Origin of the sequence: Sphingobium sp. (assembly GCA_023266575.1) — a bacterium.
Lineage (GTDB): Bacteria > Pseudomonadota > Alphaproteobacteria > Sphingomonadales > Sphingomonadaceae > Sphingobium.
Genome location: JAHFPV010000008.1, coordinates 94594 through 115602, shown reverse-complemented (window position 1 = coordinate 115602; position 21009 = coordinate 94594). Strand labels below are relative to the sequence as shown.

Here is a 21009-nt window from a genome sequence, read left to right as displayed (position 1 = left end):
TGCCATGGATCGCCGCGCACTGATGGGCGGGATGGGCGCGATGCTGGTGGCGGCCAAGGCACCCCCGGTTGCGCCGCCAGCGCTGGTCAAGCCGCCCCGTCTGCGCCCCGGCGACACGGTCGGACTGATCGAACCGGCGGGCTTTACCGATGACGGGTTCGATCTGGATCTGGTGCGCGAAACGATCCTCGCCATGGGGCTGAAGCCAAAGGACGCCCCCCATCTGGCGCAGCGCCATGGCTATCTGGCGGGCAAGGATGCGGACCGGGCGGCGGACATTAACGCGATGTATGCCGATCCCACGGTCAAGGCGCTGTTCGCGGTGCGCGGCGGTTGGGGCTGCGCGCGCCTGCTGCCCTATCTGGATTTCGCGACAATCCGGGCAAACCCCAAACTGCTGGTCGGCTTTTCCGATATTACTGCGCTGCATCTGGCCTTCGCGGCGAAGGCGGGCTTCACCACCATCCATGGTCCCAATGCCGCGAGCAGCTGGGGCAAGCTGTCCTGGGATGCGTTCCGGGCGGTGGCGTTCGACGGCGAAACCCCGACTTTCGCCAATCCGCCGGGCACGGAGGACCGGCTGGTCCAGCGCACGGGCCGCATCCGCACCTTCCGCCCCGGCGTGGCGCGCGGGCGGCTGCTCGGCGGCAACCTCACCGTGCTGGCGGCGCTGATGGGGACGGGCTGGCTGCCCGATTTCACCGGCGCGATCCTGTTTATCGAGGATATTGACGAGGCCCCCTATCGCATCGACCGGATGCTGACCCAGCTGGCGCTGGGCGGCGTGCTGGGGAAGCTGGCGGGCGTAGTGTTCGGCCAGTGTAGCGGCTGCACCGCCGCTGGCCCCTCCTATGGCGGCTTCACTCTGTCGGAAGTGCTGCAACAGCATCTGGCGCCGCTGGGCGTCCCGGCCTTTCAGGGCGCGCTGTTCGGCCATGTCGCCAATCAGTATAGCCTGCCGGTGGGTGTGCAGGCGGAGATTGATGCGGGCGCGGGAACGATCAGGCTGCTGGAGGCGGGGGTGGTGTGAGTCATGATCGTTGGAGGGTAGAAGCCCCGTCACCGTTCGTTTCTCGACTTCGCTCGAAACGAACGGATCATGGTGTAGTCATCGGGCCTTACTCATCTCACGCAATCGCCAGCACGCTGGTCAGCACGATCCGCACCAGTTCCGCCTGGCCCCGTGCACCCGTTTTGGCATAGATTTTCTTGCTGTAGTTGCGCGCGGTTTCCACCGTGATGCCCAGGTTCGCGGCAGCCTCGCTGATCGGGATGCCCTGCGCGATCGCCCAGGCGAGTCGCGCTTCGCTGGGCAACAGGCCGAACAGTTCGACCAACTGTTCGCACCGGTCCGCCTGTGACCAGCGATCGCCGCTCAAATAGGCAATTGCCACCGGGGTCGATCCTGCCGACACCGACCGGCCCCGGATCGGCGCGACCAATATGTCCATCCATGGATCACGGCTCAGGTTAATGGCGCGCGGGCGGCTGTCGGGATCGTCGGCCATGTGCCGGACCAGCGCGGTCAGTTCGCGGTCGATCAGCGGCGAGGCCGGGGTCAGCCGGTCGTAGCGCCCGCGCCGCAGCACGCTGGTGCGCTGGAATAACTGTTCGACATGGGCGGTCATGTCGATGATGCGGCAGCGCGCGTCGAGCGTCAGCCAGCCGAAATTGAGCCGCCCGAACGCTTCGGACGTCAGCGTCGATCGCAATTTCTCCCGCTCCAGCGCGACGAAGGCGCGCAGCGCGATGCGCAAATGGGGTGCCAGCGCGGTCAGGAGTGCGCTGACCGCCGGCCCGATGGACCGCCCGCCCGCGCAGGCCAGCCAGCCATCCACACCGCTGGGTTCCGTGACGCGGATGGAGCGCATGTCGGTGATCCCCTGCGGCACCAGCAATTCGCTGTTGAAGGCGCGATGGACCGGATTGCTCTCTTCCAGCAGTTCGGCAAGGGCATAGACCCGCCCGTCGCGCATATGGCGGTAGGGGAAAGGGTCGCGCCCATATTTTTCGACGAACAAACTGTGCAAATGGGTCGGCGGCGGCGGCCCGGCGTGCAACTCGACGATCGCATCCTCATCGACCGGGCGAAAAACCAGCGTGGTATAGACCGCGCCAGTGCGCAGCCGCAGCTTTTCCAGGAAGTCCTGCCACAGCGGTTGCTGGAACATCCCTTCGTGCAGGGCCGCCAATAGTCCGCCATCATCCAGTCGCATGAGTGATGCTCATACATCCTCCCATATGGGAGGTCCAGAACATTGGCTTTGCTGCCATAAGAGGCGCACAAACAAGCTGAGGACCGCATGGTAGACGCAAAAACCCTGACCCATCTGGAGCGACTCGAAGCCGAGAGCATCCACATCCTGCGGGAAGTGGTGTCGGAGGCAGAAAAGCCGGTGATGCTCTATTCCGTCGGCAAGGATTCAGCCGTGATGCTGCATCTGGCGCGCAAGGCCTTCTATCCTTCGCCGCCGCCCTTCCCGCTGCTGCATGTCGACACGACCTGGAAATTCCAAGAAATGTACAAGCTGCGTGACCGGATGGCGCAGGAAAGCGGCATGGAATTGCTGGTCTATCAGAATCAGGAAGCCAAGGACCGGGGCATCAACCCGTTCGACCATGGCGCACTGCACACCGACATGTGGAAAACCGAAGGGCTGAAGCAGGCGCTGAATCTCTACGGCTTCGACGCAGCCTTTGGCGGCGCGCGGCGCGACGAGGAAAAAAGCCGCGCCAAGGAGCGCATCTTCTCTTTCCGCACCGCCTCTCACGGCTGGGACCCCAAGAACCAGCGCCCGGAACTGTGGAACCTCTACAATGCCCGCAAAGCCAAGGGCGAGAGCATCCGCATCTTCCCCATCTCCAATTGGACCGAGCTGGACATCTGGCAATATATCCATCTGAACGACATTCCTATCGTCCCGCTCTATTTCTCGGCCAAGCGCCCGACGGTGGAGCGTGACGGCATGTTGCTGATGGTCGATGACGACCGCTTCCCGCTCGAACCGGGCGAAGTGCCGGTCGAACGCTCGATCCGCTTCCGGACTTTGGGCTGCTATCCGCTCACCGGCGCGGTGGAGAGCGAGGCTGCCACCCTGCCTGAAGTGATCCAGGAAATGCTGCTGACCACCACGTCGGAACGGCAGGGCCGCGCGATCGACAAGGATGCCGGCGGCGCGGGCATGGAGAAGAAGAAGCAGGAGGGGTATTTCTGATGTCGGACATCATCACCAACGATTCAGTCTATCAGACCGATTCCCTCATTGCCGAGGATATCGACGCCTATCTGGACGTGCATCAGCACAAGACGATGTTGCGCTTCATCACCTGCGGGTCGGTGGATGACGGCAAATCGACGCTGATCGGCCGCCTGCTCTATGACAGCAAGATGATCTTCGAGGATCAGCTTGCCGCGCTGGAGGCGGACTCCAAGCGCGTCGGCACGCAGGGGCAGGAGATTGACTTCGCGCTCCTCGTCGACGGCCTTGCCGCCGAACGCGAACAGGGCATCACGATCGACGTCGCCTATCGCTTCTTCGCCACCGAAAAGCGCAAGTTCATCGTCGCCGATACGCCCGGCCACGAACAATATACCCGCAACATGGTGACCGGCGCATCGACCGCGGACCTGGCCGTCATCCTGATCGACGCGCGCAAGGGCATCCTGACGCAAACCCGTCGTCACTCCTATCTCGCCCACCTGATCGGCATCCGCAACATCGTGCTGGCCGTCAACAAGATGGATCTGGTCGGCTATGATCAGGCGATCTTCGACAAGATCGTCGCGGATTATACCGAGTTCGCCGCCAGCATCGGCATCGCCGCCTTCACGCCGATGCCGATTTCCGGGTTCAAGGGCGACAATATCACCGGCCCGTCGGAAAACACGCCCTGGTACACCGGTCCGGCGCTGATCGAGCATCTCGAAACGGTTGAGGTCAACAGCGCGGTCGATGCTGACAAGCCCTTCCGTATGCCGGTGCAGTGGGTCAACCGCCCGAATCTGGACTTCCGCGGCTTTTCGGGCCTGATCGCGACCGGCACGGTCAAGCCCGGCGACGCCATCCGCGTCCTGCCATCGGGCAAGACCTCCACCATCAGCCGCATCGTCACGATGGATGGCGATCTGGATCAGGCGGTCGCTGGCCAGTCGGTCACGCTTTGTTTTGAGGATGAAATCGACTGTTCGCGCGGCGATGTCATCGCGCTCGCCGACAATCCGCCCCAGGCCGCCGACCAGTTCGAAGCGACCATCGTGTGGATGGCGGATGAGGAGATGCTGCCGAGCCGCTCCTACTGGCTCAAGATCGGCACGCAGATGGTCACCGCGACCATCCAGCAGCCCAAATATCAGGTCAACGTCAACACGATGGAGCATCTGGCGGCCAAGACGCTGGATCTGAACGCCATCGGCGTCGCCAACCTGTCCACCGACAAGCAGATCGTGTTCGAGGCCTATGCGCAGAACCGGACGCTGGGCGGCTTCATCCTGATCGACAAGATCAGCAACGCCACGGTCGCGGCGGGTATGCTGCACTTCTCGCTCCGCCGGGCGCAGAATGTCCATTGGCAGGCCACCGACGTCAGCCGCGATTTCCATGCGGGTCTTAAGAACCAGAAGCCAGCCGTGCTGTGGTTCACCGGGCTGTCGGGCGCAGGCAAATCGACCATCGCCAACCTGGTCGAAAAGAAGCTGGCGCGGATGAACCGTCACACCTTCCTGCTCGACGGCGACAATGTCCGCCATGGCCTGAACAAGGATCTGGGCTTCACCGATGCCGACCGGGTGGAAAATATCCGCCGGGTGGGCGAAGTCGCCAAGCTGATGACCGATGCGGGGCTGATCGTCATCACCGCCTTCATCTCGCCCTTCCGTTCGGAACGCGACATGGTGCGGCAGATGATGCAGCCGGGCGAGTTTATCGAGGTGCATATCGACACGCCGCTGGCCGATGCCGAAGCGCGCGACGTCAAGGGTCTCTACAAGAAGGCACGGTCGGGGCAGCTCAAAAACTTCACCGGCATCGACAGCCCCTATGAAGCCCCGCTCGACCCGGAAATCCGCGTGGATACCGTGGCGATGAGCGCCGAGGAAGCCGCCGACGCCATCGTCGCGAGGCTGATCCCATGAGCGGCGGCATGACCGACGCCGCGCTGGCGGCCCATCTGGCAGAGGTTGCTGGAAAAATCCTGCTCGACGTGCGGGAATCGGGGCTGTTCAGTCCCAAGGCGCTGGGCAAGGCGGGCGACCAGACCGCCAACCAGTTCCTGTGCCATGCCCTGCGGGAGGTGCGGCCGGAGGACGGCCTCCTGTCCGAAGAGGAAAAGGACAATGAGGACCGGCTCAGCCAGTCGCGGGTCTGGATCGTCGATCCGGTCGACGGCACCCGCGAATATGGCGAGGCCCGCGCCGACTGGGCGGTGCATGTCGGCCTGGCGATCGACGGGCAGGCGGCAATCGGCGCGGTGGCGCTGCCTGGCTTGGATGGCGGCGTCGTCATCCGCACCGACCAGCCGCGCGTCCTCCCGCCCGCGCCCGATAAACTGCGCATGGTCGTCAGCCGCACCCGCCCCGCCGCCGAAGCGGTCGCAGTGGCGGAAAAACTGGGCGCGGAACTGGTGCCGATGGGCAGCGCCGGGGCGAAGGCCATGGCGATCATCCTGGGGCAGGCGGACATCTACCTCCATTCGGGCGGTCAATATGAATGGGACAGCATGGCCCCCGTCGCGGTTGCGCAAGCTCACGGCCTGCACTGCTCCCGCATCGATGGCAGCCCGCTGATCTATAACCAGCGCGACGTCTATATGCCCGACCTGCTGACCTGCCGGAAGGAGCACGCGGAACAGGTTTTGGCTCTGGTGGCGGAGGTGCAGGGGGCGCGGAAAGATTGATTAGCATGAGCCTTCTCCCCGGCGGGGAGAAGGATACGAAGCCTTGGCGGCCTGCCGCCTAGGCGAAGTTGGATGAGGGGGATGGACGCGGATGTGGCGCGCTGTCGTGAGGTTGTTCACCCTCACCCAGCTGCGACTAAGGCTGCAAGCAGCCAAGTCTCCGCAGCCCTCTCCTTCAAGGGAGAGGGGTAAGGGAGCTACTCACCTTTTCCGCCGCCTCCATCACCCGCAGCACATTGCCGCCGACCAGCTTGGCGACATCCGCGTCGCTCCAGCCGCGCCGCATCAGTTCCGCCAGCAGTGCCGGGTAGGTTTCCACCCCGCTCAATCCCTCCGGCAGATCGCCAACCCCGTCGAAATCGCTGCCGATGCCGACATGGTCATGGCCCGCCAGCTTGACGATATGCTCGATATGGTCGGCCACCTGTCCGATCGTCGCCACTGGCTCCGGGTGCGCTGCCTCCCACGCTACCAGCGCCTTTGCCGCACCGTCCGGGTTGCCGATATACAGCCCGCCAAAGGGCGGCGCATTATAGCGGGCGATCTCGGCGCTGCGGTCCGCGCCCCAGATGCGGCGGGCTTCGGACACATATTGGGCGGCGAAATTGACCATCACCATGCCGCCATTGGCCGCCACCTGTTTCAGCACCGCGTCCGACACATTGCGCGGCGTGTCGCACAGCGCACGGGCGTTGGAGTGGGAGAAGATCACCGGCGCCTTCGTCACCCGCAGCGCGTCCAGCATCGTCGCTTCGCTGACATGGCTCAGATCCACCAGCATTCCCAGGCGATTGAGTTCGCGCACCACATCCTCGCCAAAGGGGGTCAGCCCGTCATGCTTCGGGTTGTCGGTCGCGCTGTCGGCCCAGTCGATCGTGCGGCTGTGGGTCAGCGTCAGATAGGCCGCGCCCAGTTGCCGGTAGGCGCGCAGGACGGCGAGGCTGCCGTCGATCTGCCCGCCACCCTCTACCCCGATCAGTGACCCGATCCGCCCCGCCTTGTGCGCGGCGCGCAGCTGCGCTGCCGTCGTGATCATCGCGAAGTCGCGCGGATAGCGCTCAGCCAGCGCATGGACCATGCCCATTTGGTCCAGCGTGTCCTTGACCTGCTGCACCTGCGGCAGGTCCGCCGACACCCAGACCGACCAGAATTGCCCGCCGACGCCACCCGCCTTCAACCGCTTGATATCGGTATGATAGTGATTGGGGTCCAGTTGGGTCAGGTCCATCGTCCAGCGCGCGTCCTTCGCCTTCTCCGCCAGCGCTTCGGGCCAGTCATTATGGCCGTCGATCAGCGGCGTGGCTTTCAGCACCTTGGCGATCCGCGCAGCATAGGGATCGGGCGCGGCCTGAACGGGCAGGGCGGCGAGCAGCAGCGGCAGCGCCGCGAGACAAAGGCTTTTCATGAGGGGGAGGGTAGGCGCGCCCGCCCCCAAGTCAATCGCCCGCGCGTCAGCCGAAGAAGGTGCGCCCGGTGCGCTGGCGCTGCGCCGGGGCGGTGAAGATCGCGCCCGCCGACACGCGGCTGCCGCGCACCACCAGCAGCACCTGATCCTGCGCCTCCAGCCGCACTTCCTCGCCGGGATGCTGGATGCTCTTGCCATTGGCATGGTCGATCTGGACGACGAAGAAAGCGCCCCGGCCGCGCCGCTCGGCCTCCCCAACGGTCACCCCGGTCATCGCGCCCTTGTCCGGTACGACCACCATCTCCAGTTCCAGCCCGAATTCGTGCAGGCCGCGCTTCATCTGGCCCATCTCGGCGGAATTGGCGACGAACCCGGCGGTCGAGGGATAGAGGATCATCTCGGCAATCCGCTCCGCGCCGATATGAGTGGGCAGCACCACCTTGTCCGCGCCCGCGTGCAGCAGCTTGCTTTCGGTGGTCGGTGCCTCGCCGCGCGCGATGATCTCCAGGCCCGGATTCATGTTGCGGGCAGACAGGGTGATGAACACATTGGCGGCATCATCGGGCAGGACCGTCGCCAATATTTTCGCCCGGTCGATGCGGACGGTGCGCAGCGCGCTTTCCTCGGTCGCCTCGCCGCGATGGCACAGATAGCCCAGCGCCTGCGCCTCGGCGATCTTGCCGCCGTCGCGCTCCAATATGACAAAGGGCGTGCCCGCCGCGTGCAACTCCTTGGCCAGTTGCACGCCGATCCGGCCAAAGCCGCAAATCACCACATGGCCGCTCAGCCGTTCGATCAAAGTCTGCATACGATCCAGTCCCAGCAATCGGCGCAATTGAATGGCCGCGAACATCTGCACCAGCGCGCCGGTCAGTACGATCATCCCGGTGCAGCCCAGCACCATCGTGGCGATCGTGACGGCGCGCAAATAGGGCGTGGCGATCGGCCGGACTTCGCCATAACCCACTGAAAATATGGTTAAAGTTACCATATAGGCGGCGTCCGCGATCGGCCATCCCGCCGCGACATAGGCCGATACCGCCCCTACAAAGACGATGCCGACAAAGATCAGCGTCCCCACCAGCAGCCGTGCTGGCGAGGCAAAGAGGCTGGCGGCGTCGCTGCCCGTCCGGTCCTGTGCCATGGTCCCTGCTTCCCCCCGAAGCCTGCATAGTGGTGGCGCTTTTGCGCGTCGCTGTCGAGTCCGCTGATGACCGGCGGGATGCTTCACGCTAGAGCGTAGCGTGATGACGATCGACCCGCTGCTCCTGCTGCAAGCCTATGCCATCGGCGTGTTCCCCATGTCCGACGATCGGGAGGCGGAGGAGGTCTATTGGGTCGAACCCAAGCGCCGGGCGATCCTGCCGCTCAACGGCTTTCATATGTCGCACTCACTGTCGAGAACGCTGCGGCGCGACCGTTTTCGCGTCACCGCCAATCGCGATTTCGCCGGGATCGTGGCGCTCTGTGCGCAGGCCGCGCCGGATCGGCCATCAACCTGGATCAACGGCCCGATCGAACAATCCTACCGCCAGCTCCACGCCCATGGCTTTGCCCATTCGATAGAGGTGTGGGAAGGGGAGGAACTGGTCGGCGGCCTCTATGGCGTGTCGCTGGGCCGCGCCTTCTTTGGCGAATCCATGGTGTCGCGCCGCACCGATGCGTCGAAGGTTGCGCTGGCCTGGCTGGTGGCGCGGCTGCGTTTTGGCGGCTTCACCCTGCTCGACTGTCAGTTCATGACCGACCATCTCCACTCGCTCGGTGCGGTGGAGATCGCCCAGCGCGACTATCTTCAGTTGCTGGGCGCAGCGGTCGAGGGTGTGTCGCTGGGGGCAGGGGCGGGCGTGCTGTCGGCAGGCGCTGGCGTCGCCGCGGAACTGGCGTTCGCGCCACTGGCAGGGGAGGCGGTGACCGGTTCGCCCTTGCCGCCGATCTTCACCGAATCGGGGCCGCTTTCGGGCCATGCCATCGCGCAGCTTCTGACCCACACGTCATAGACCGGGTGCTGCACGACATTGCGGTCGGGCCGTTCGCGGAACAGCCAGCCGGAAAAATTGCGCCGCCATTTGCCGTCGGCGCTGCTGCGCACGTCCAGTTGCACGAAGGCGCCGGTTTCCTGCACATTTTCCCATGGCGCGCTGGTTTCGCAGGCTTGTAAGCGCACGATCGCGTCGCCCACGCGCATCGCTTCGCCCGGCTTCATCGTCAGGTCGCGGGTCAGGCCGTTGCGCTTGTTGAGCAGGCCGATCACGGCGGTGCGCTCCGCCATCGGCGTGCCGGGCAGGGTGGCGGCATTGCCCGACCGGATCGGCGTCCCCTGCACCCGGACCGGGCCGGTCTGGTTGGCGGCAGGCACGTCATTGTCGCCACAGGCGGTCAGCGCCAGCAGCGGCGCGCCAAGCAGGATCGACAGGCAAGCCCCCGCCGGACGGCGGATCATGATGCGTCGGGGCTCCATGCCTCATAATCGCCGGTCGCCATCTGGCGCAGGCCGCCCTTTTCCATTGCGCCGGACGGGCGATAGGCTAGCGCGGTGCCGGTGGCGTTGGGGGTGAATTCCCGTTCCCAGATGCGCGGCGGCGGCAGGAAGCTTTCGGGCGTCCCTTCGATCGAGTGATGCAGCCAGCCATGCCATTCGGCCGGCACCCGGCTGGCGTCGTTCGCGCCATTATAGATTACCCAGCGGCGCGGCACGCCATGGACGTCGCTGCCGCCTTCATAATAGACATTGCCCTGGATATCCTCGCCGATCTTCTGGCCCTTGCGAGCGGTGAACAGCGAGGTGCCGATGGTCGCGCCATCCCACCAGGTGAAGATCTTGCCGAGAATTCCCATGGCCCACGCGCTTAGCCGCTGGAGCGGGGGATTGGCAAGGTGGATATGCGAGAATCGCAAGTCGGATCGGGATGCAACGAACCGGACCAATCTACCACATATCCGTTCGCCCTGAGCCTGTCGAAGGGCCGCACTTCTTGAGAAGAAGGACGAGGCTTCGACAGGCTCAGCCCGAACGGGTCCAATTAAAGGCTCGACATTGCACGCGAAAATAGCTTTCTTCTAAAAGGCTGGCGGGCAGAAATTTAAGCCGCCCACCGTGCCCTGCTTGCGTGGTGTGGCCAGCGAGCATGGTCCCCACTGCACGACGTCGCCTTCCTTGATCCCCAGTTCCACCGCGCGCCCGCCGCGCAGTTCCAGCACGGCGGCTACAGGGACACCCGCCGACACCGGTTCGCGCGAATAAGGGACGGTGTTGGCACCGATAAAGGCGATCGTCCCGTCAGTGCGGATGAACAGCATGTCGAGCGGGATCAGCGTATTCTTCATCCAGAAACTGGCGGTGCGCGGCGGGTCCATGGGGAAGAGCATCCCGCCATTGTCCGCCAGTGACTTGCGGAACATGAGGCCCGCTTCCTGCTGCTGCGGGGTCGCGGCAACCTCCACCGTGAAGCGCTGCGCGCCCTTTTCGGTCTGGATCACCAAAGGCAGCAGCGCAGTGGGGACCGCTGCGCTGGCAGTATTGTTTTCGACCGGCTGGGGCTGGGTGGAACAGGCGACCAGAAGGGCGAGGGCGATCAGGGCAGGAACGCGCGTCATCCCGCCTGTCTAATGCGATTCGTGGCTCATGGGGAGGGGATTAACCCTCATTCCTCTGCCTCCGGCACTTCGCCCGGCGCGGCATCGACCCAGCGCCGCGCGATCGCAAAGCTATGGCCGGCGCGCAGGAAGGCGGCGATCGCTTTTTCCCGCTGCTTTGGGTCGGGCATCGTGCTGGCATAGGGACCGACCCGTTTGCGCCGGGCATAGCGTTCCGCCGCGATCCAGGTTTCTGCGTCCACCTGCGCGTCCGCATCCGTCCGGTCGGCCGGGGCAATGCCCGCCGCGCGCAGGCTTTCGTTGATCCGGCGTGCGCCATAGCCCCGGCGGCCCAGCGCCGCGCTCTTCATCACTGCATATTGGCTGTCATCGACATAGCCGAGCGCCGCCAGCCGTTCGACCAAGGCGGGCAAGTCTGCGGGCTGTTCCCCGCCCCAGCCGCGTTCCTTGACCTTGCGTTGCAGATAGGCGAGCAACTTGCCCCGGCTGGTCGCGAACCGGCTGACATAACGCAGCGCGGCTTCGCGCAGGCTGTCCTCGTCAAGCGGTGGGCGGGGGCGTTTGCTGGTCATGTTGGACCATCATGCGCCAGCCGCCATGTTTATGCCACAGTCGGGCCGGAATTTCACCGTGCCTTATGCGCTACAAGGGCGGACTGGAATGGAATATCCGGTGCATGTCGCGGTCAAAGATGATAGCGGCCGCGCCGATCACATAATTTATGACATTGGGTGAAACCAATATGACGGGTTCGCAAGAGATGATGGCACCGACGCCGACCACTGATGTTCTGCCGCGCCGCTTCTCGGACTTCGAGACGCTGGGCGAGGCGCTCGACTATGCGGCGCAGGGCGTTCGCGGCCTCAATTTCCACGATGCCCGTGGCAATCTGGCGCGGCCCTATCCGTTCAGCGAGTTGCGCGCCGACGCTCTTCGCTGCGCCTATCGCCTGATCGACCATGGGGTCAAGCCGCAGGACCGCGTCGCCCTGGTCGCTGAAACCGGTGTCGATTTCGCCCAACTGTTTTTCGGCATCATCTATGCGGGCGCCTGGCCGGTGCCGCTGCCGTTGCCGACCAGCTTTGGCGGCAAGGAAAGCTATATCGACCAGCTCAACGTCCAGCTTTCCAGCTGCGACCCGATGCTGTTTCTCTTCCCTAGGGAATTGGCTGAAATGGCTGGTGAATCCGGTCGCCAGAAGAATGTCGAAAGCATCGCGTTCGAGGATTTCATCGCCCGCGACGTGATCCCCGCCGATCTGCCGCAGGCGCAGACGCAGGACATCGCCTATCTGCAATATAGCAGCGGATCGACCCGCTTCCCCCATGGCGTCGCCGTGACGCATCATGCGCTGCTCAGCAATCTGGCGGCGCACAGCCATGGCATGGAAGTGCAGGACAGCGACCGCTGCATCAGCTGGCTGCCCTGGTATCATGACATGGGGCTGGTCGGCTGCTTCCTGTCGGTCGTCGCTAATCAGGTGTCGACCGATTATATGAAGACCGAGGATTTCGCCCGCCGTCCGCTGGCCTGGCTGGACCTGATCAGCCGGAACGAAGGCACCTCGATCAGCTACTCGCCGACCTTCGGCTACGACATTTGCGCCCGTCGCATGTCCAGCCAGACCAAGGCGCAGGACCGGTTCGACCTGTCCCGCTGGCGGCTGGCCGGCAATGGCGCGGACATGATTCGCCCCGACGTAATGCAAAGCTTCGTCGACGCCTTTGCCGACGCCGGTTTCTCACCCAACGCCTTCCTGCCGAGCTATGGCCTGGCCGAAGCCACTTTGGCCGTCACCATCATGCCGCCGGGCGAGGGGATCATCGTTGAACTGGTCGAGGAAACCGACCTGTCGGGCGGCGACGCGACCGAAGGCCGCCCGCAGCGCTTCCGCTCCATCGTCAATTGCGGCAAGCCCGCGCGCGGCATGACCGTGGAAATCCGTGACGAGGATGGCGGCCCGCTGAACGAGCGCCAGATCGGCAAGGTCTGGACCACCGGGCCATCGTTGATGGTCGGTTATTTCCGGGACCAGGCCGCGACCGACGCCTGCATGGCGGACGGTTGGCTCGACACCGGCGATATGGGGTATCTGAGCGACGGCTATCTCTACATCGTCGGCCGCGCCAAGGACATGATCATCATCAACGGCAAGAATCACTGGCCGCAGGATATTGAATGGGCGGTGGAGCAACTGCCCGGCTTCAAGCAGGGCGACATTGCCGCCTTCGCCATCACCACGCCGGGCGGGGAAGAAGCGCCCGCCGTGCTGGTCCATTGCCGCACGTCCGACAATGACGAACGCTCCCGCCTGCGCGACCAGATTCGCGAGCGGGTGCGTGCGATCACCGGCATGAATTGCGTCGTCGAACTGGTGCCGCCGCGCACCCTGCCACGCACCAGCTCCGGCAAATTGAGCCGGTCCAAGGCGCGCAACCTCTATCTGACCGGGGAAATCAGACCCTACGACATAGCAGCGTAACAGGCTGATCGCTTCGCGGTCGTCGGGCTTACCAAATCATAACCCATGGCTGCTATCGCGGGACCGTGGGTAGCAAGCAGGATCATATCGCCGAACCGGACCGTCAGGCGCGTGCATCGTTGCGCGCGATGATGGGCCTTTGCTGTGTAAGTGGCGACGCCGGAACGCGGGTGCTGGAATCGCAGCTGCGCACCGCGGACAGCGTGGCCCTGCTGCGGCAGGTCATGAACCTGTGCGCCCTGCTGTTCATCTGGCAGGTTTTTGTCCATTGCTGTTCGCCGGTCATGCTGGGGCTGTGGAGCGTCGCGTTGATCGGCTGCACCCTGGTCGGTGTCGTGATCGACCGTGACCGCCGTAAAGCCAATAATATCGGCCTCACGGCCCGCGATCTGCGCCGGCACGGCTTTGGCGCGCTGTTGCAAGGCATCGTATGGGCGGCCTGCATGGTCCTTGTTTCGCGATCGGGTGAAACGGAGGAGCTGGTTGCGCTCTGGACGGTGATCAGCTGCATCATGGTGTGCGGCGCCATCAGCTATGCCGCGACGCCGCTGTCCGCTACCGCCTTCCTCTTGCCCTGCATCGCGGGGCTGTTCGCCATGTTCCATGACGGTGGCCAGTTACCGTTGCGCGCGCTGGCGACCAGCTATGCGCTCTCGCTACTGGTCGGCTGCGTCATCTATGCCCGTACCTTCGCGCGTCAGCACAGCACCACGGTGCAACTGGAGGAAAAGAGCGAAGTCGTCAGCCTGCTGCTGCGCGAATATGAGGGCGGCGGGGCCGACTGGTTGTGGCAGACCGATCCGCTGCGCCGGATCAGCAGCGTTTCGGCGCGCTTTGCCGAAACCATGGGGTTGGAGCCTGCCCAGTTGGAAGGGGAGCCGCTGGTCCAGATATTGGCTGGCAGCGGCTGGGAAAGCGGCCGTTTCGCTGCCGGGCTGCACAGTCTGGCCGACCATCTCAAGCGGCGCGAAAGTTTCAGCAATCTGGTCCTTCCGGTCGAAGTGCAGGGCCAGACCCGCTGGTGGGAATTGTCCGCCTCGCCCCGCCATGATGAAAACGGCATATTTCTGGGCTTCCGCGGCGTTGCGTCTGACGTCACGACGCAGCGCGAATCGGCGGACAAGATCGCCATGCTGGCGCGCTTCGATCCGCTGACCGGCCTGCCCAACCGCAGCCATTTGCGTGAAGTGCTGGATCAGGCGATGGCCGCGACGCAGGGGCGAACGTCCGGCTGCGGCTTCCTGATGATCGACCTTGATCGGTTCAAGGCGATCAACGACACGCTGGGGCATCAGACCGGCGACAAGCTGCTCAGCCAGGTCGCGCGCCGTCTGCGACAAATTTGTTCAGGCCCGGAATTTTGCGGGCGCATCGGCGGCGACGAATTTGGCGTCGTCATTCCCACCGTCGCTGACAGCCATCGGATCGAACAGCTCTCCTCTGCCATCATCGGCGCGCTGTCCGCCCCCTATCAGTTCGATCAGCATATGCTCTATGTCGGCGCATCGGTCGGCTCGGCGATCTCGCCCATGGACGGGCGCGAATCGGAATCCCTGATCCGCAGTGCGGACCTGGCGCTCTATCGTGCCAAGGGAGAGGGCGGTGGGCTGCATTGCGCCTATGAACCGCAACTCCATGCCAAGGCGGAAGAAAGGCGATTGCTGGAACTGGCGCTGCGCGAGGCGCTGGCCAAGGATCAGCTTCATGTCCTCTACCAGCCGGTGGTCGATGCGATCAGCGGCGCGGTGCTGGGTTTTGAGGCGCTGGTGCGCTGGACTCACCCGGAAATGGGGCCGATTTCGCCAGTCAAATTCGTGCCGGTCGCCGAAGAGGCGCGCCTGATCGCACCGATCGGCGAATGGGTGCTGCGCACCGCCTGTATGGAAGCGATGCGCTGGCCCGATGATGTGCGGATTGCCGTCAACGTGTCGGCCGAACAATTGACCCATCCGAGCTTCGTGTCGGCGGTCATATCGGCGCTGGCGCAAAGCGGACTGGAGGCGCGGCGGCTGGAGCTGGAAGTCACTGAAAGCGTGTTCATGAACGAGGATGCGGGCGCGCTGCGGGTGCTCGACCAGTTGCTTGGCCTTGGCATCCAGCTTTCGCTCGATGATTTCGGCACCGGCTATTCCTCGCTCGGCTATCTCAGCCGCACCCGTTTCAACACGATCAAGATCGACCGCAGCTTCGTGGTCGGCGCGTCGAAAAACACGCCCGAAAGCCTAGCGATCATCCGCGCGGTCGTGACGCTGGCCGACAGTCTGGGCATGGCGACCACGGCCGAAGGCGTGGAGACCGAGGTGGAACTGGAGATGGTGCGGCGGCTGGGCTGCAAGAAGGTGCAGGGCTATTATTTCGGCCGCCCCATGACCGCGCAGGACGCGATTGGCCTGTTCCCGTCGCAGCAGGAAAGAGCGCGGGCCTAACTACTCTGCAATTGTCGCTCGACCATGGTCCACAGCGCGGCAAAATCCTTGGCTGGCGGTGACGCAGGGGCAAAGGCGCCCAGCGGTTTGCGACGCACCGTCATCTGCTCGATCGTGCTGGCCATCGGGATGGCAGGCCAGCCGGGCTGTTCGTCCAGCGCCTTGCGATGCAAGGTCCGGCGGCGATCGACCATGGAATAGACCGGCAGGATCGGGGCATGGCTGCCGCCGCGCTGCACCAGATAGCGTGCGACTTCGCCCATTGCTCGCTGCGACAGGGGCGACGGAATGACCGGAATGACAATCAGGTCGGCGGCGCGCAGCACCTGCTCGCTGGTTTCGGTGAGGCCCGGCGGGCAATCGAGGATGATGCGGTCATAATCCTTGCCCAGACTCTCGATCAGCTTGGACAGCCGCTTCTTCTTGTCCATCTCGCGGAACAGATGGTCCAGGCTGCGCAGCGATGTGTCTGCGGCGATCAGGTCCAGCCCCGGTACGGTCGACGGCTGGATCAGCTTGCGGACCTCGACATCCTTGCTGAAGATCGCTTGCGCGGCGTCGCGGCTTTTGCTGTCGGTGGAAATCAGCCAGCTTGATGCCGCCTGCGGGTCCAAATCCCACAACAAGGTTCGCCGTTTCGATATGCTTGCCGACGCCCAGGCGAGATTGATCGCGAAGGTGGTTTTACCAACCCCGCCCTTGAGGCTGTAAACGGCGATGGTCGCCAATGCCGGTTCCTTTGCCATGGGGTGAAGGCTACGGCTTCCTCCCGCCAAAGCAAGTCCTCAATCATGGCAATGTTACGCTGTGGTGACGTTACAGGACGTCACGCGCCTTTTCCGGCGGCCGGGCGATGACCGCGCCCTTGTCTGTCATCACGATGGCCCGCTCGATCAGGATAGGATGCGCGGCCATGGCGTCTAGAATCGCGGTGTCGTCGCTGGTGTCGAGGGCGATGTCCTTGACCACGTTCTCGCTTTTGCGCAGCGCGTCGCGAGGTGTCACCCCCGCCTTCTCCAGCACGGCGGCAATCTCGGCGCGGCTTGGCGGCGTCTTGAGATATTCCACCACGCTCACGTCAACGCCCGGCGTCTCCTCCAAGATCGCCAGCGCCGCGCGCGACTTGGAACAGCGGGGATTATGCCAGATGGTGGCGTTCATGCAGCGCTATCCAATTTATCCGAAAGCCATGTCTTGATCAGCGCCTGCCGCGAAACCCCGCGTCGGCGCGCTTCCTGATCCAGCCGGGTGATCATCCAACTGGGGAAATCCACATTGACCCGGCGCAGCGTCAGATTGGGACGGGTCGCGGCGGACAGGTCAAAATCCTGCAAGACGGACTCGCCATCATCAAAACGATCCTCAAGGCTCTTCCCGGTCATAGACGTTCACCTCCTCCCGCCTTGCGCGCCGCACTGATATGATGCGGATGCGGTCATCCCGTTCGGCGAAGATCGCCGACCAGTGGTGTCCGTCGATCTGTCCGATCGCTAGCCAGCGCCGTTCGGGTGGTTCACCATCCCGCGCCGGAACGAACAGCAGTCGTTCGTCGGGCCACAGATTTTGCGCCGCGACGAAATCGATCCCGTGCTTCTCCCGATTGGATTGGCTCTTGGCGGGATCAAATTCGAACATCAGCATATTACCAAAATGGTATAATTTTGCAACCGTCGCTCGTCAGTTTCCGTCCCGCGCCAGCCACTCTTCCAGCCATTTGATGCTATAGTCGCCGTTCAGGAACTCCGGGTCCTCCAGCAGCGCCTGATGCAGCGGAATCGTGGTTTTCATCCCCTCGATCACATATTCCTGCAGGGCGCGTTTCAGGCGCATGATGCAGCCTTCGCGGGTGCGGCCATAGACGATCAGCTTGCCGATCATGCTGTCATAATAAGGCGGCACCTTATAGCCCTGATACAGGCCGCTATCGACGCGGACATGCATCCCGCCGGGGACATGATAGCGGGTGACGGTGCCGGGCGATGGTGCGAAGGTCCGGGGATCTTCGGCATTGATGCGGCATTCGATGGCGTGACCGGTAAAGCGCAGATCCTCCTGCGCCACTGACAGCGGCTTCCCCTCGGCGATGCGGATCTGTTCGCGGACCAGATCGACCCCGGTGATCATTTCGGTCACCGGATGTTCGACCTGAAGCCGGGTATTCATCTCGATGAAGTAGAATTCGCCATCTTCCCAGAGGAACTCGATCGTGCCTGCGCCGCGATAGCCCATGTCGGCCATGGCTTTGGCGCAGATACCGCCGATCCGGTCACGGTCGGCCTGGCTCAGGATCGGGGAGGGGGCTTCTTCCAGCACTTTCTGGTGGCGGCGCTGGAGCGAACAGTCGCGCTCACCCAGATGGATGGCATTGCCATTGCCATCGCCGAACACCTGAATTTCGATATGGCGCGGATTGCCCAGATATTTTTCGAGATAGACGGTCGCATCGCCGAACGCGGCCTTTGCTTCCGACCCGGCCTGCTGCATCAGCGTTTCCAGATCATCGGGCGAGGTGCAGACCTTCATGCCGCGACCACCGCCGCCGGACGCGGCCTTGATGATGACCGGATAGCCGGCCTTTTCCGCTATCGCCTTGGCCTCTTCCAGATCGCTGATCGCGCCGTCGGAACCGGGGACGAGCGGCAGGCCGAGCGCGCCAGCGGTCCGCTTCGCCTCGATCTTGTCGCCCATGGTGCGGATATGTTCGGGCTTGGGGCCGACGAAGGCGATGCCATGGGCTTCGACGATCTCAGCGAATTTGGCGTTTTCGCTGAGGAAACCATAGCCCGGATGGATCGCGTCCGCGCCGCTGATTTCGGCGGCAGAGATGATTGCCGCGACGTTCAGATAGCTGTCCTTGGCGGCAGGCGGCCCGATGCAGATTGCCTCGTCTGCCAGCCGCACATGCATGGCGTCAGCGTCGGCGGTGGAATGGACCGCGACCGTCCTGATGCCCATTTCATGGCAGGCGCGATGGATGCGCAGCGCGATTTCGCCGCGGTTGGCGATCAGCAGCTTTTCAATGGCCATGGGTGTCGCGGCCTTATTCAATGACGATCAGGGGCTGGTCGAACTCGACCGGCTGGCCATTGTCGACCAGTACTGCCTTGACCGTGCCGGACGTTGGCGCGGCAATCGCGTTCATGACCTTCATCGCTTCGATGATCAGGACCGTCTCGCCAGCGGCGACCTGCGCGCCGATGCGGGCGAAGGGAGCTGCGCCCGGCTCGGCCGACAGATAGGCGGTGCCGACGATTGGTGAACGGACCATCGTGCCCGAAGGCGTTGCCGGTTCGGCGGCTGCCGCGGCCAGCGGGGCCGCAGCCGGAGCGGCGGGGGCAGGGGCGTAGGAGGGCGCATAGATGGGCGCGCCGCCGCCAGCCTTGCGGGCGACGCGGATCTTGCGATCGCCATCCTCGACCTCGATCTCGGTCAGGTGGGTATCGTCGAGCAGTGCGGCCAGTTCGCGCACCAGCGCGACATCCACCTGCATTGCGCCCTTTTCCTGCTTGTCGTTCATGGTTGACCCTTGTTTCGCATCTAGACGTGATAATTGCGGCCAGCGCCTATGCCGATTTGCGCCAAAGCGCAACTTTGTAGCGTTCGCCCGAAGCAGGGCAATGGCCGCTAGAGTTCGAGCGCGGCTTCCAGCGCCAGCATATAGGACATCGGCCCAAAGCCCGCGATAGTCCCCTTGGCGGCCATGCCGACATAGCTTTTGTGGCGGAATGGCTCGCGTTTGTGGGGGTTGGACAGGTGGACCTCTATCACCGGCACGCTAACGCCCTTGATCGCGTCGTGCAGCGCGATCGATGTGTGGGTCAGGCCGCCGGGGTTCAGGATGACGGCATGGGCCGCCTCCTGATTGGCCTCCTGCAACCAGTCGATCAGATAGCCTTCATGGTTGGACTGGCGAAAATCGATCGCCACATGGGCGCGCGTCGCCGCATCCTCCATCCGCTCGGCAATGTCGTCCAGCGTGTCATAGCCGTATATTTCCGGCTCGCGCGTTCCCAGCATGTTGAGGTTGGGACCGTTCAGCACATAGATTTTGCGCGTATCCGCCACGGCGTTCCCCTTGGTTGTTGCGAGCAGGGGACAAGCGCCCCTATATGCGGCGACGATCTTTAGCCTTTCGTGTCGCGCCAAGTCGAGACACGTTTCCATCTTGCATGAACGGGACCGCATATCGTGAGCGTCGACGGCACCATATCCATCCACATCAATGGCGAACATCGCCGCGTGCGCGAAGGGCTGACGCTGGCCGGGCTGGCCAGTGAACTGGGCTTCGTGCCGGAAAAGGTGGCGGTGGAGCGCAATCTCGAGGTCGTGCCGCGATCGACACTGGCGCAGGTCATGGTCGAGGATGGCGACGAGCTGGAAATCGTGCATTTTGTCGGTGGTGGCGATGTTGCCTCGGTTGCCGACGACAGCTGGTCCGTTGCGGGTCAGACCTTTCGTTCGCGCCTGATCGTGGGCACCGGCAAATATAAGAGTTTCGAGCAGAATGCCGCGGCGGTCGCGGCATCGGGGGCGGAGATCGTCACCGTCGCGGTGCGCCGCGTCAATGTGTCGGACCCCAAGGCACCGATGCTGACCGACTATATCGACCCCAAGGTCATCACCTATCTGCCCAATACGGCGGGCTGCTTCACCGGCGAGGATGCGATCCGCACCCTGCGGCTGGCGCGCGAGGCTGGCGGCTGGGAATTGGTGAAGCTGGAAGTGCTGGGGGAGGCGCGCACCCTCTACCCCGATATGGTCGAAACGCTGCGCGCGACCGAGATATTGGCCAAGGAAGGCTTCAAGCCGATGGTTTATTGCGTCGATGATCCGATCGCGGCCAAGCGGCTGGAGGATGTCGGCGCGGTGGCGATCATGCCGCTGGGCGCGCCGATCGGGTCGGGGCTGGGCATCCAGAACCGGGTCACCATCCGCCTGATCGTGGAAGGCACCAAGCTGCCGGTGCTGGTCGATGCGGGGGTCGGCACTGCGTCCGAAGCGGCGCAGGCGATGGAACTCGGCTGTACCGGCGTGCTGTTGAACACCGCGATCGCCGAAGCGAAAGACCCGGTGCTGATGGCAGCCGCGATGAAGGCGGGCGTGGAAGCGGGCCGCATGGCCTATCGCGCCGGTCGCATGGGCAAGCGCATGTATGCCGATCCGTCCAGCCCCTTGGCAGGGCTGATCTGACGCGCTTTTCGCCCATGCAG

General features: G+C 63.9%; 21 protein-coding genes and 1 pseudogene. 8 read left to right on the top strand and 14 right to left on the bottom strand.

Annotated features, from left to right (window positions below):
• The first annotated feature begins 22 nt into the window (after positions 1-22).
• Positions 23-1030, top strand: a complete 1008-nt coding sequence (locus tag Q0D44_RS09995) for an LD-carboxypeptidase (protein WP_294136198.1) — start codon at positions 23-25, stop codon at positions 1028-1030.
• A 97-nt stretch (positions 1031-1127) separates the two neighbouring features.
• Here the strand turns inward: Q0D44_RS09995 and Q0D44_RS09990 are convergent, their stop codons facing one another.
• A complete protein-coding gene (locus Q0D44_RS09990) occupies positions 1128-2216 on the bottom strand; it encodes a helix-turn-helix transcriptional regulator (RefSeq protein ID WP_294136057.1) in 1089 nt (362 codons plus the stop codon).
• A gap of 87 nt (positions 2217-2303) precedes the next feature.
• On the opposite strand from Q0D44_RS09990, the gene cysD reads away from it, so the two are divergent.
• The 3 genes from cysD to Q0D44_RS09975 are packed head-to-tail and all read left to right on the top strand — an operon-like array spanning position 2304 to position 5892.
• Positions 2304-3215 (top strand): sulfate adenylyltransferase subunit CysD, encoded by a 912-nt coding sequence (cysD, locus tag Q0D44_RS09985; protein WP_294136054.1) that lies wholly within the window; start codon positions 2304-2306, stop codon positions 3213-3215.
• Positions 3215-5131, top strand: a complete 1917-nt coding sequence (gene cysN, locus Q0D44_RS09980; RefSeq protein ID WP_294136051.1) for a sulfate adenylyltransferase subunit CysN — start codon at positions 3215-3217, stop codon at positions 5129-5131. Before cysD ends, cysN begins: the two co-directional genes overlap by 1 nt.
• Complete coding sequence (locus Q0D44_RS09975) at positions 5128-5892, top strand: 3'(2'),5'-bisphosphate nucleotidase CysQ (RefSeq protein WP_294136048.1); 765 nt, start codon at positions 5128-5130, stop codon at positions 5890-5892. The genes cysN and Q0D44_RS09975 overlap by 4 nt, the downstream gene beginning before the upstream one ends.
• A 175-nt stretch (positions 5893-6067) precedes the next feature.
• Here the strand turns inward: Q0D44_RS09975 and Q0D44_RS09970 are convergent, their stop codons facing one another.
• Together Q0D44_RS09970 and Q0D44_RS09965 are read right to left on the bottom strand one after the other, a co-directional pair.
• Positions 6068-7297: a dipeptidase gene (locus Q0D44_RS09970; protein ID WP_294136044.1), complete on the bottom strand. Its 1230-nt coding sequence runs from the start codon at positions 7295-7297 to the stop codon at positions 6068-6070.
• A 46-nt stretch (positions 7298-7343) separates the two neighbouring features.
• Positions 7344-8441, bottom strand: a complete 1098-nt coding sequence (locus Q0D44_RS09965) for a potassium channel family protein (RefSeq protein WP_294136041.1) — start codon at positions 8439-8441, stop codon at positions 7344-7346.
• A gap of 103 nt (positions 8442-8544) precedes the next feature.
• On the opposite strand from Q0D44_RS09965, the gene aat reads away from it, so the two are divergent.
• Positions 8545-9294 (top strand): leucyl/phenylalanyl-tRNA--protein transferase, encoded by a 750-nt coding sequence (gene aat / locus Q0D44_RS09960; RefSeq protein WP_366009341.1) that lies wholly within the window; start codon positions 8545-8547, stop codon positions 9292-9294.
• 35 nt (positions 9295-9329) lie between these two features.
• On the opposite strand, the pseudogene Q0D44_RS17485 reads toward aat, so the two are convergent.
• From Q0D44_RS17485 to Q0D44_RS09940, 4 genes and pseudogenes are all read right to left on the bottom strand, one after another.
• Positions 9330-9500, bottom strand: a pseudogene (locus Q0D44_RS17485) (DUF2155 domain-containing protein); the annotation flags it as partial.
• 233 nt (positions 9501-9733) lie between these two features.
• Positions 9734-10132 carry an NADH:ubiquinone oxidoreductase subunit NDUFA12 gene (locus Q0D44_RS09950; RefSeq protein WP_294136035.1) on the bottom strand — a complete coding sequence of 133 codons (399 nt, stop codon included), beginning with the start codon at positions 10130-10132 and terminating at the stop codon, positions 9734-9736.
• A 222-nt stretch (positions 10133-10354) separates the two neighbouring features.
• Positions 10355-10891: a DUF192 domain-containing protein gene (locus Q0D44_RS09945; protein ID WP_294136032.1), complete on the bottom strand. Its 537-nt coding sequence runs from the start codon at positions 10889-10891 to the stop codon at positions 10355-10357.
• A 47-nt stretch (positions 10892-10938) separates the two neighbouring features.
• On the bottom strand, positions 10939-11463 hold the full coding sequence (locus Q0D44_RS09940; RefSeq protein ID WP_294136029.1) for a regulatory protein RecX: 525 nt from the start codon (positions 11461-11463) through the stop codon (positions 10939-10941).
• A gap of 149 nt (positions 11464-11612) precedes the next feature.
• On the opposite strand from Q0D44_RS09940, the gene Q0D44_RS09935 reads away from it, so the two are divergent.
• Positions 11613-13373: a fatty acyl-AMP ligase gene (locus Q0D44_RS09935; protein ID WP_294136026.1), complete on the top strand. Its 1761-nt coding sequence runs from the start codon at positions 11613-11615 to the stop codon at positions 13371-13373.
• Positions 13374-13501: 128 nt separating this feature from the next.
• Complete coding sequence (locus Q0D44_RS09930) at positions 13502-15799, top strand: EAL domain-containing protein (RefSeq protein ID WP_294136195.1); 2298 nt, start codon at positions 13502-13504, stop codon at positions 15797-15799.
• Here Q0D44_RS09930 and Q0D44_RS09925 read toward each other — a convergent pair.
• From Q0D44_RS09925 to aroQ, 7 genes are all read right to left on the bottom strand, one after another.
• Positions 15796-16545, bottom strand: a complete 750-nt coding sequence (locus Q0D44_RS09925) for a ParA family protein (protein ID WP_294136023.1) — start codon at positions 16543-16545, stop codon at positions 15796-15798. The genes Q0D44_RS09930 and Q0D44_RS09925 overlap by 4 nt on opposite strands.
• 70 nt (positions 16546-16615) lie before the next feature.
• Positions 16616-16960 (bottom strand): arsenate reductase (glutaredoxin), encoded by a 345-nt coding sequence (arsC, locus tag Q0D44_RS09920; protein ID WP_294136021.1) that lies wholly within the window; start codon positions 16958-16960, stop codon positions 16616-16618.
• Positions 16957-17181, bottom strand: coding sequence for a hypothetical protein (locus Q0D44_RS09915; protein ID WP_294136019.1), 225 nt, complete (start codon positions 17179-17181; stop codon positions 16957-16959). The genes arsC and Q0D44_RS09915 overlap by 4 nt, the downstream gene beginning before the upstream one ends.
• Positions 17162-17434 (bottom strand): BrnT family toxin, encoded by a 273-nt coding sequence (locus tag Q0D44_RS09910; RefSeq protein ID WP_294136017.1) that lies wholly within the window; start codon positions 17432-17434, stop codon positions 17162-17164. The genes Q0D44_RS09915 and Q0D44_RS09910 overlap by 20 nt, the downstream gene beginning before the upstream one ends.
• A gap of 42 nt (positions 17435-17476) precedes the next feature.
• On the bottom strand, positions 17477-18826 hold the full coding sequence (gene accC / locus Q0D44_RS09905) for an acetyl-CoA carboxylase biotin carboxylase subunit (RefSeq protein ID WP_294136015.1): 1350 nt from the start codon (positions 18824-18826) through the stop codon (positions 17477-17479).
• 13 nt (positions 18827-18839) lie between these two features.
• The gene (gene accB, locus Q0D44_RS09900) at positions 18840-19316 is read right to left on the bottom strand and encodes an acetyl-CoA carboxylase biotin carboxyl carrier protein (RefSeq protein ID WP_294136012.1); all 477 of its coding nucleotides are present in this window, start codon (positions 19314-19316) and stop codon (positions 18840-18842) included.
• Between the two features lie 107 nt (positions 19317-19423).
• A complete protein-coding gene (gene aroQ, locus Q0D44_RS09895) occupies positions 19424-19864 on the bottom strand; it encodes a type II 3-dehydroquinate dehydratase (RefSeq protein WP_294136010.1) in 441 nt (146 codons plus the stop codon).
• Positions 19865-19987: 123 nt separating this feature from the next.
• On the opposite strand from aroQ, the gene thiS reads away from it, so the two are divergent.
• Positions 19988-20989 (top strand): sulfur carrier protein ThiS, encoded by a 1002-nt coding sequence (gene thiS, locus Q0D44_RS09890; protein WP_294136007.1) that lies wholly within the window; start codon positions 19988-19990, stop codon positions 20987-20989.
• The last annotated feature ends 20 nt before the right edge of the window (positions 20990-21009 follow it).

Coding starts and splice junctions, on each gene's coding strand:
- accB (WP_294136012.1), bottom strand. CDS start 19,316: ATGAACGACAAGCAGGAAAAGGGCGCAATGCAGGTGGATGTCGCGCTG.
- Q0D44_RS09970 (WP_294136044.1), bottom strand. CDS start 7,297: ATGAAAAGCCTTTGTCTCGCGGCGCTGCCGCTGCTGCTCGCCGCCCTG.
- accC (WP_294136015.1), bottom strand. CDS start 18,826: ATGGCCATTGAAAAGCTGCTGATCGCCAACCGCGGCGAAATCGCGCTG.
- Q0D44_RS09935 (WP_294136026.1), top strand. CDS start 11,613: ATGACATTGGGTGAAACCAATATGACGGGTTCGCAAGAGATGATGGCA.
- Q0D44_RS09930 (WP_294136195.1), top strand. CDS start 13,502: ATGATGGGCCTTTGCTGTGTAAGTGGCGACGCCGGAACGCGGGTGCTG.
- Q0D44_RS09975 (WP_294136048.1), top strand. CDS start 5,128: ATGAGCGGCGGCATGACCGACGCCGCGCTGGCGGCCCATCTGGCAGAG.
- arsC (WP_294136021.1), bottom strand. CDS start 16,960: ATGAACGCCACCATCTGGCATAATCCCCGCTGTTCCAAGTCGCGCGCG.
- Q0D44_RS09995 (WP_294136198.1), top strand. CDS start 23: ATGGGCGGGATGGGCGCGATGCTGGTGGCGGCCAAGGCACCCCCGGTT.
- Q0D44_RS09940 (WP_294136029.1), bottom strand. CDS start 11,463: ATGACCAGCAAACGCCCCCGCCCACCGCTTGACGAGGACAGCCTGCGC.
- Q0D44_RS09990 (WP_294136057.1), bottom strand. CDS start 2,216: ATGCGACTGGATGATGGCGGACTATTGGCGGCCCTGCACGAAGGGATG.
- Q0D44_RS09915 (WP_294136019.1), bottom strand. CDS start 17,181: ATGACCGGGAAGAGCCTTGAGGATCGTTTTGATGATGGCGAGTCCGTC.
- Q0D44_RS09965 (WP_294136041.1), bottom strand. CDS start 8,441: ATGGCACAGGACCGGACGGGCAGCGACGCCGCCAGCCTCTTTGCCTCG.
- cysN (WP_294136051.1), top strand. CDS start 3,215: ATGTCGGACATCATCACCAACGATTCAGTCTATCAGACCGATTCCCTC.
- aat (WP_366009341.1), top strand. CDS start 8,545: ATGACGATCGACCCGCTGCTCCTGCTGCAAGCCTATGCCATCGGCGTG.
- Q0D44_RS09910 (WP_294136017.1), bottom strand. CDS start 17,434: ATGTTCGAATTTGATCCCGCCAAGAGCCAATCCAATCGGGAGAAGCAC.
- Q0D44_RS09945 (WP_294136032.1), bottom strand. CDS start 10,891: ATGACGCGCGTTCCTGCCCTGATCGCCCTCGCCCTTCTGGTCGCCTGT.
- cysD (WP_294136054.1), top strand. CDS start 2,304: ATGGTAGACGCAAAAACCCTGACCCATCTGGAGCGACTCGAAGCCGAG.
- Q0D44_RS09925 (WP_294136023.1), bottom strand. CDS start 16,545: ATGGCAAAGGAACCGGCATTGGCGACCATCGCCGTTTACAGCCTCAAG.
- Q0D44_RS09950 (WP_294136035.1), bottom strand. CDS start 10,132: ATGGGAATTCTCGGCAAGATCTTCACCTGGTGGGATGGCGCGACCATC.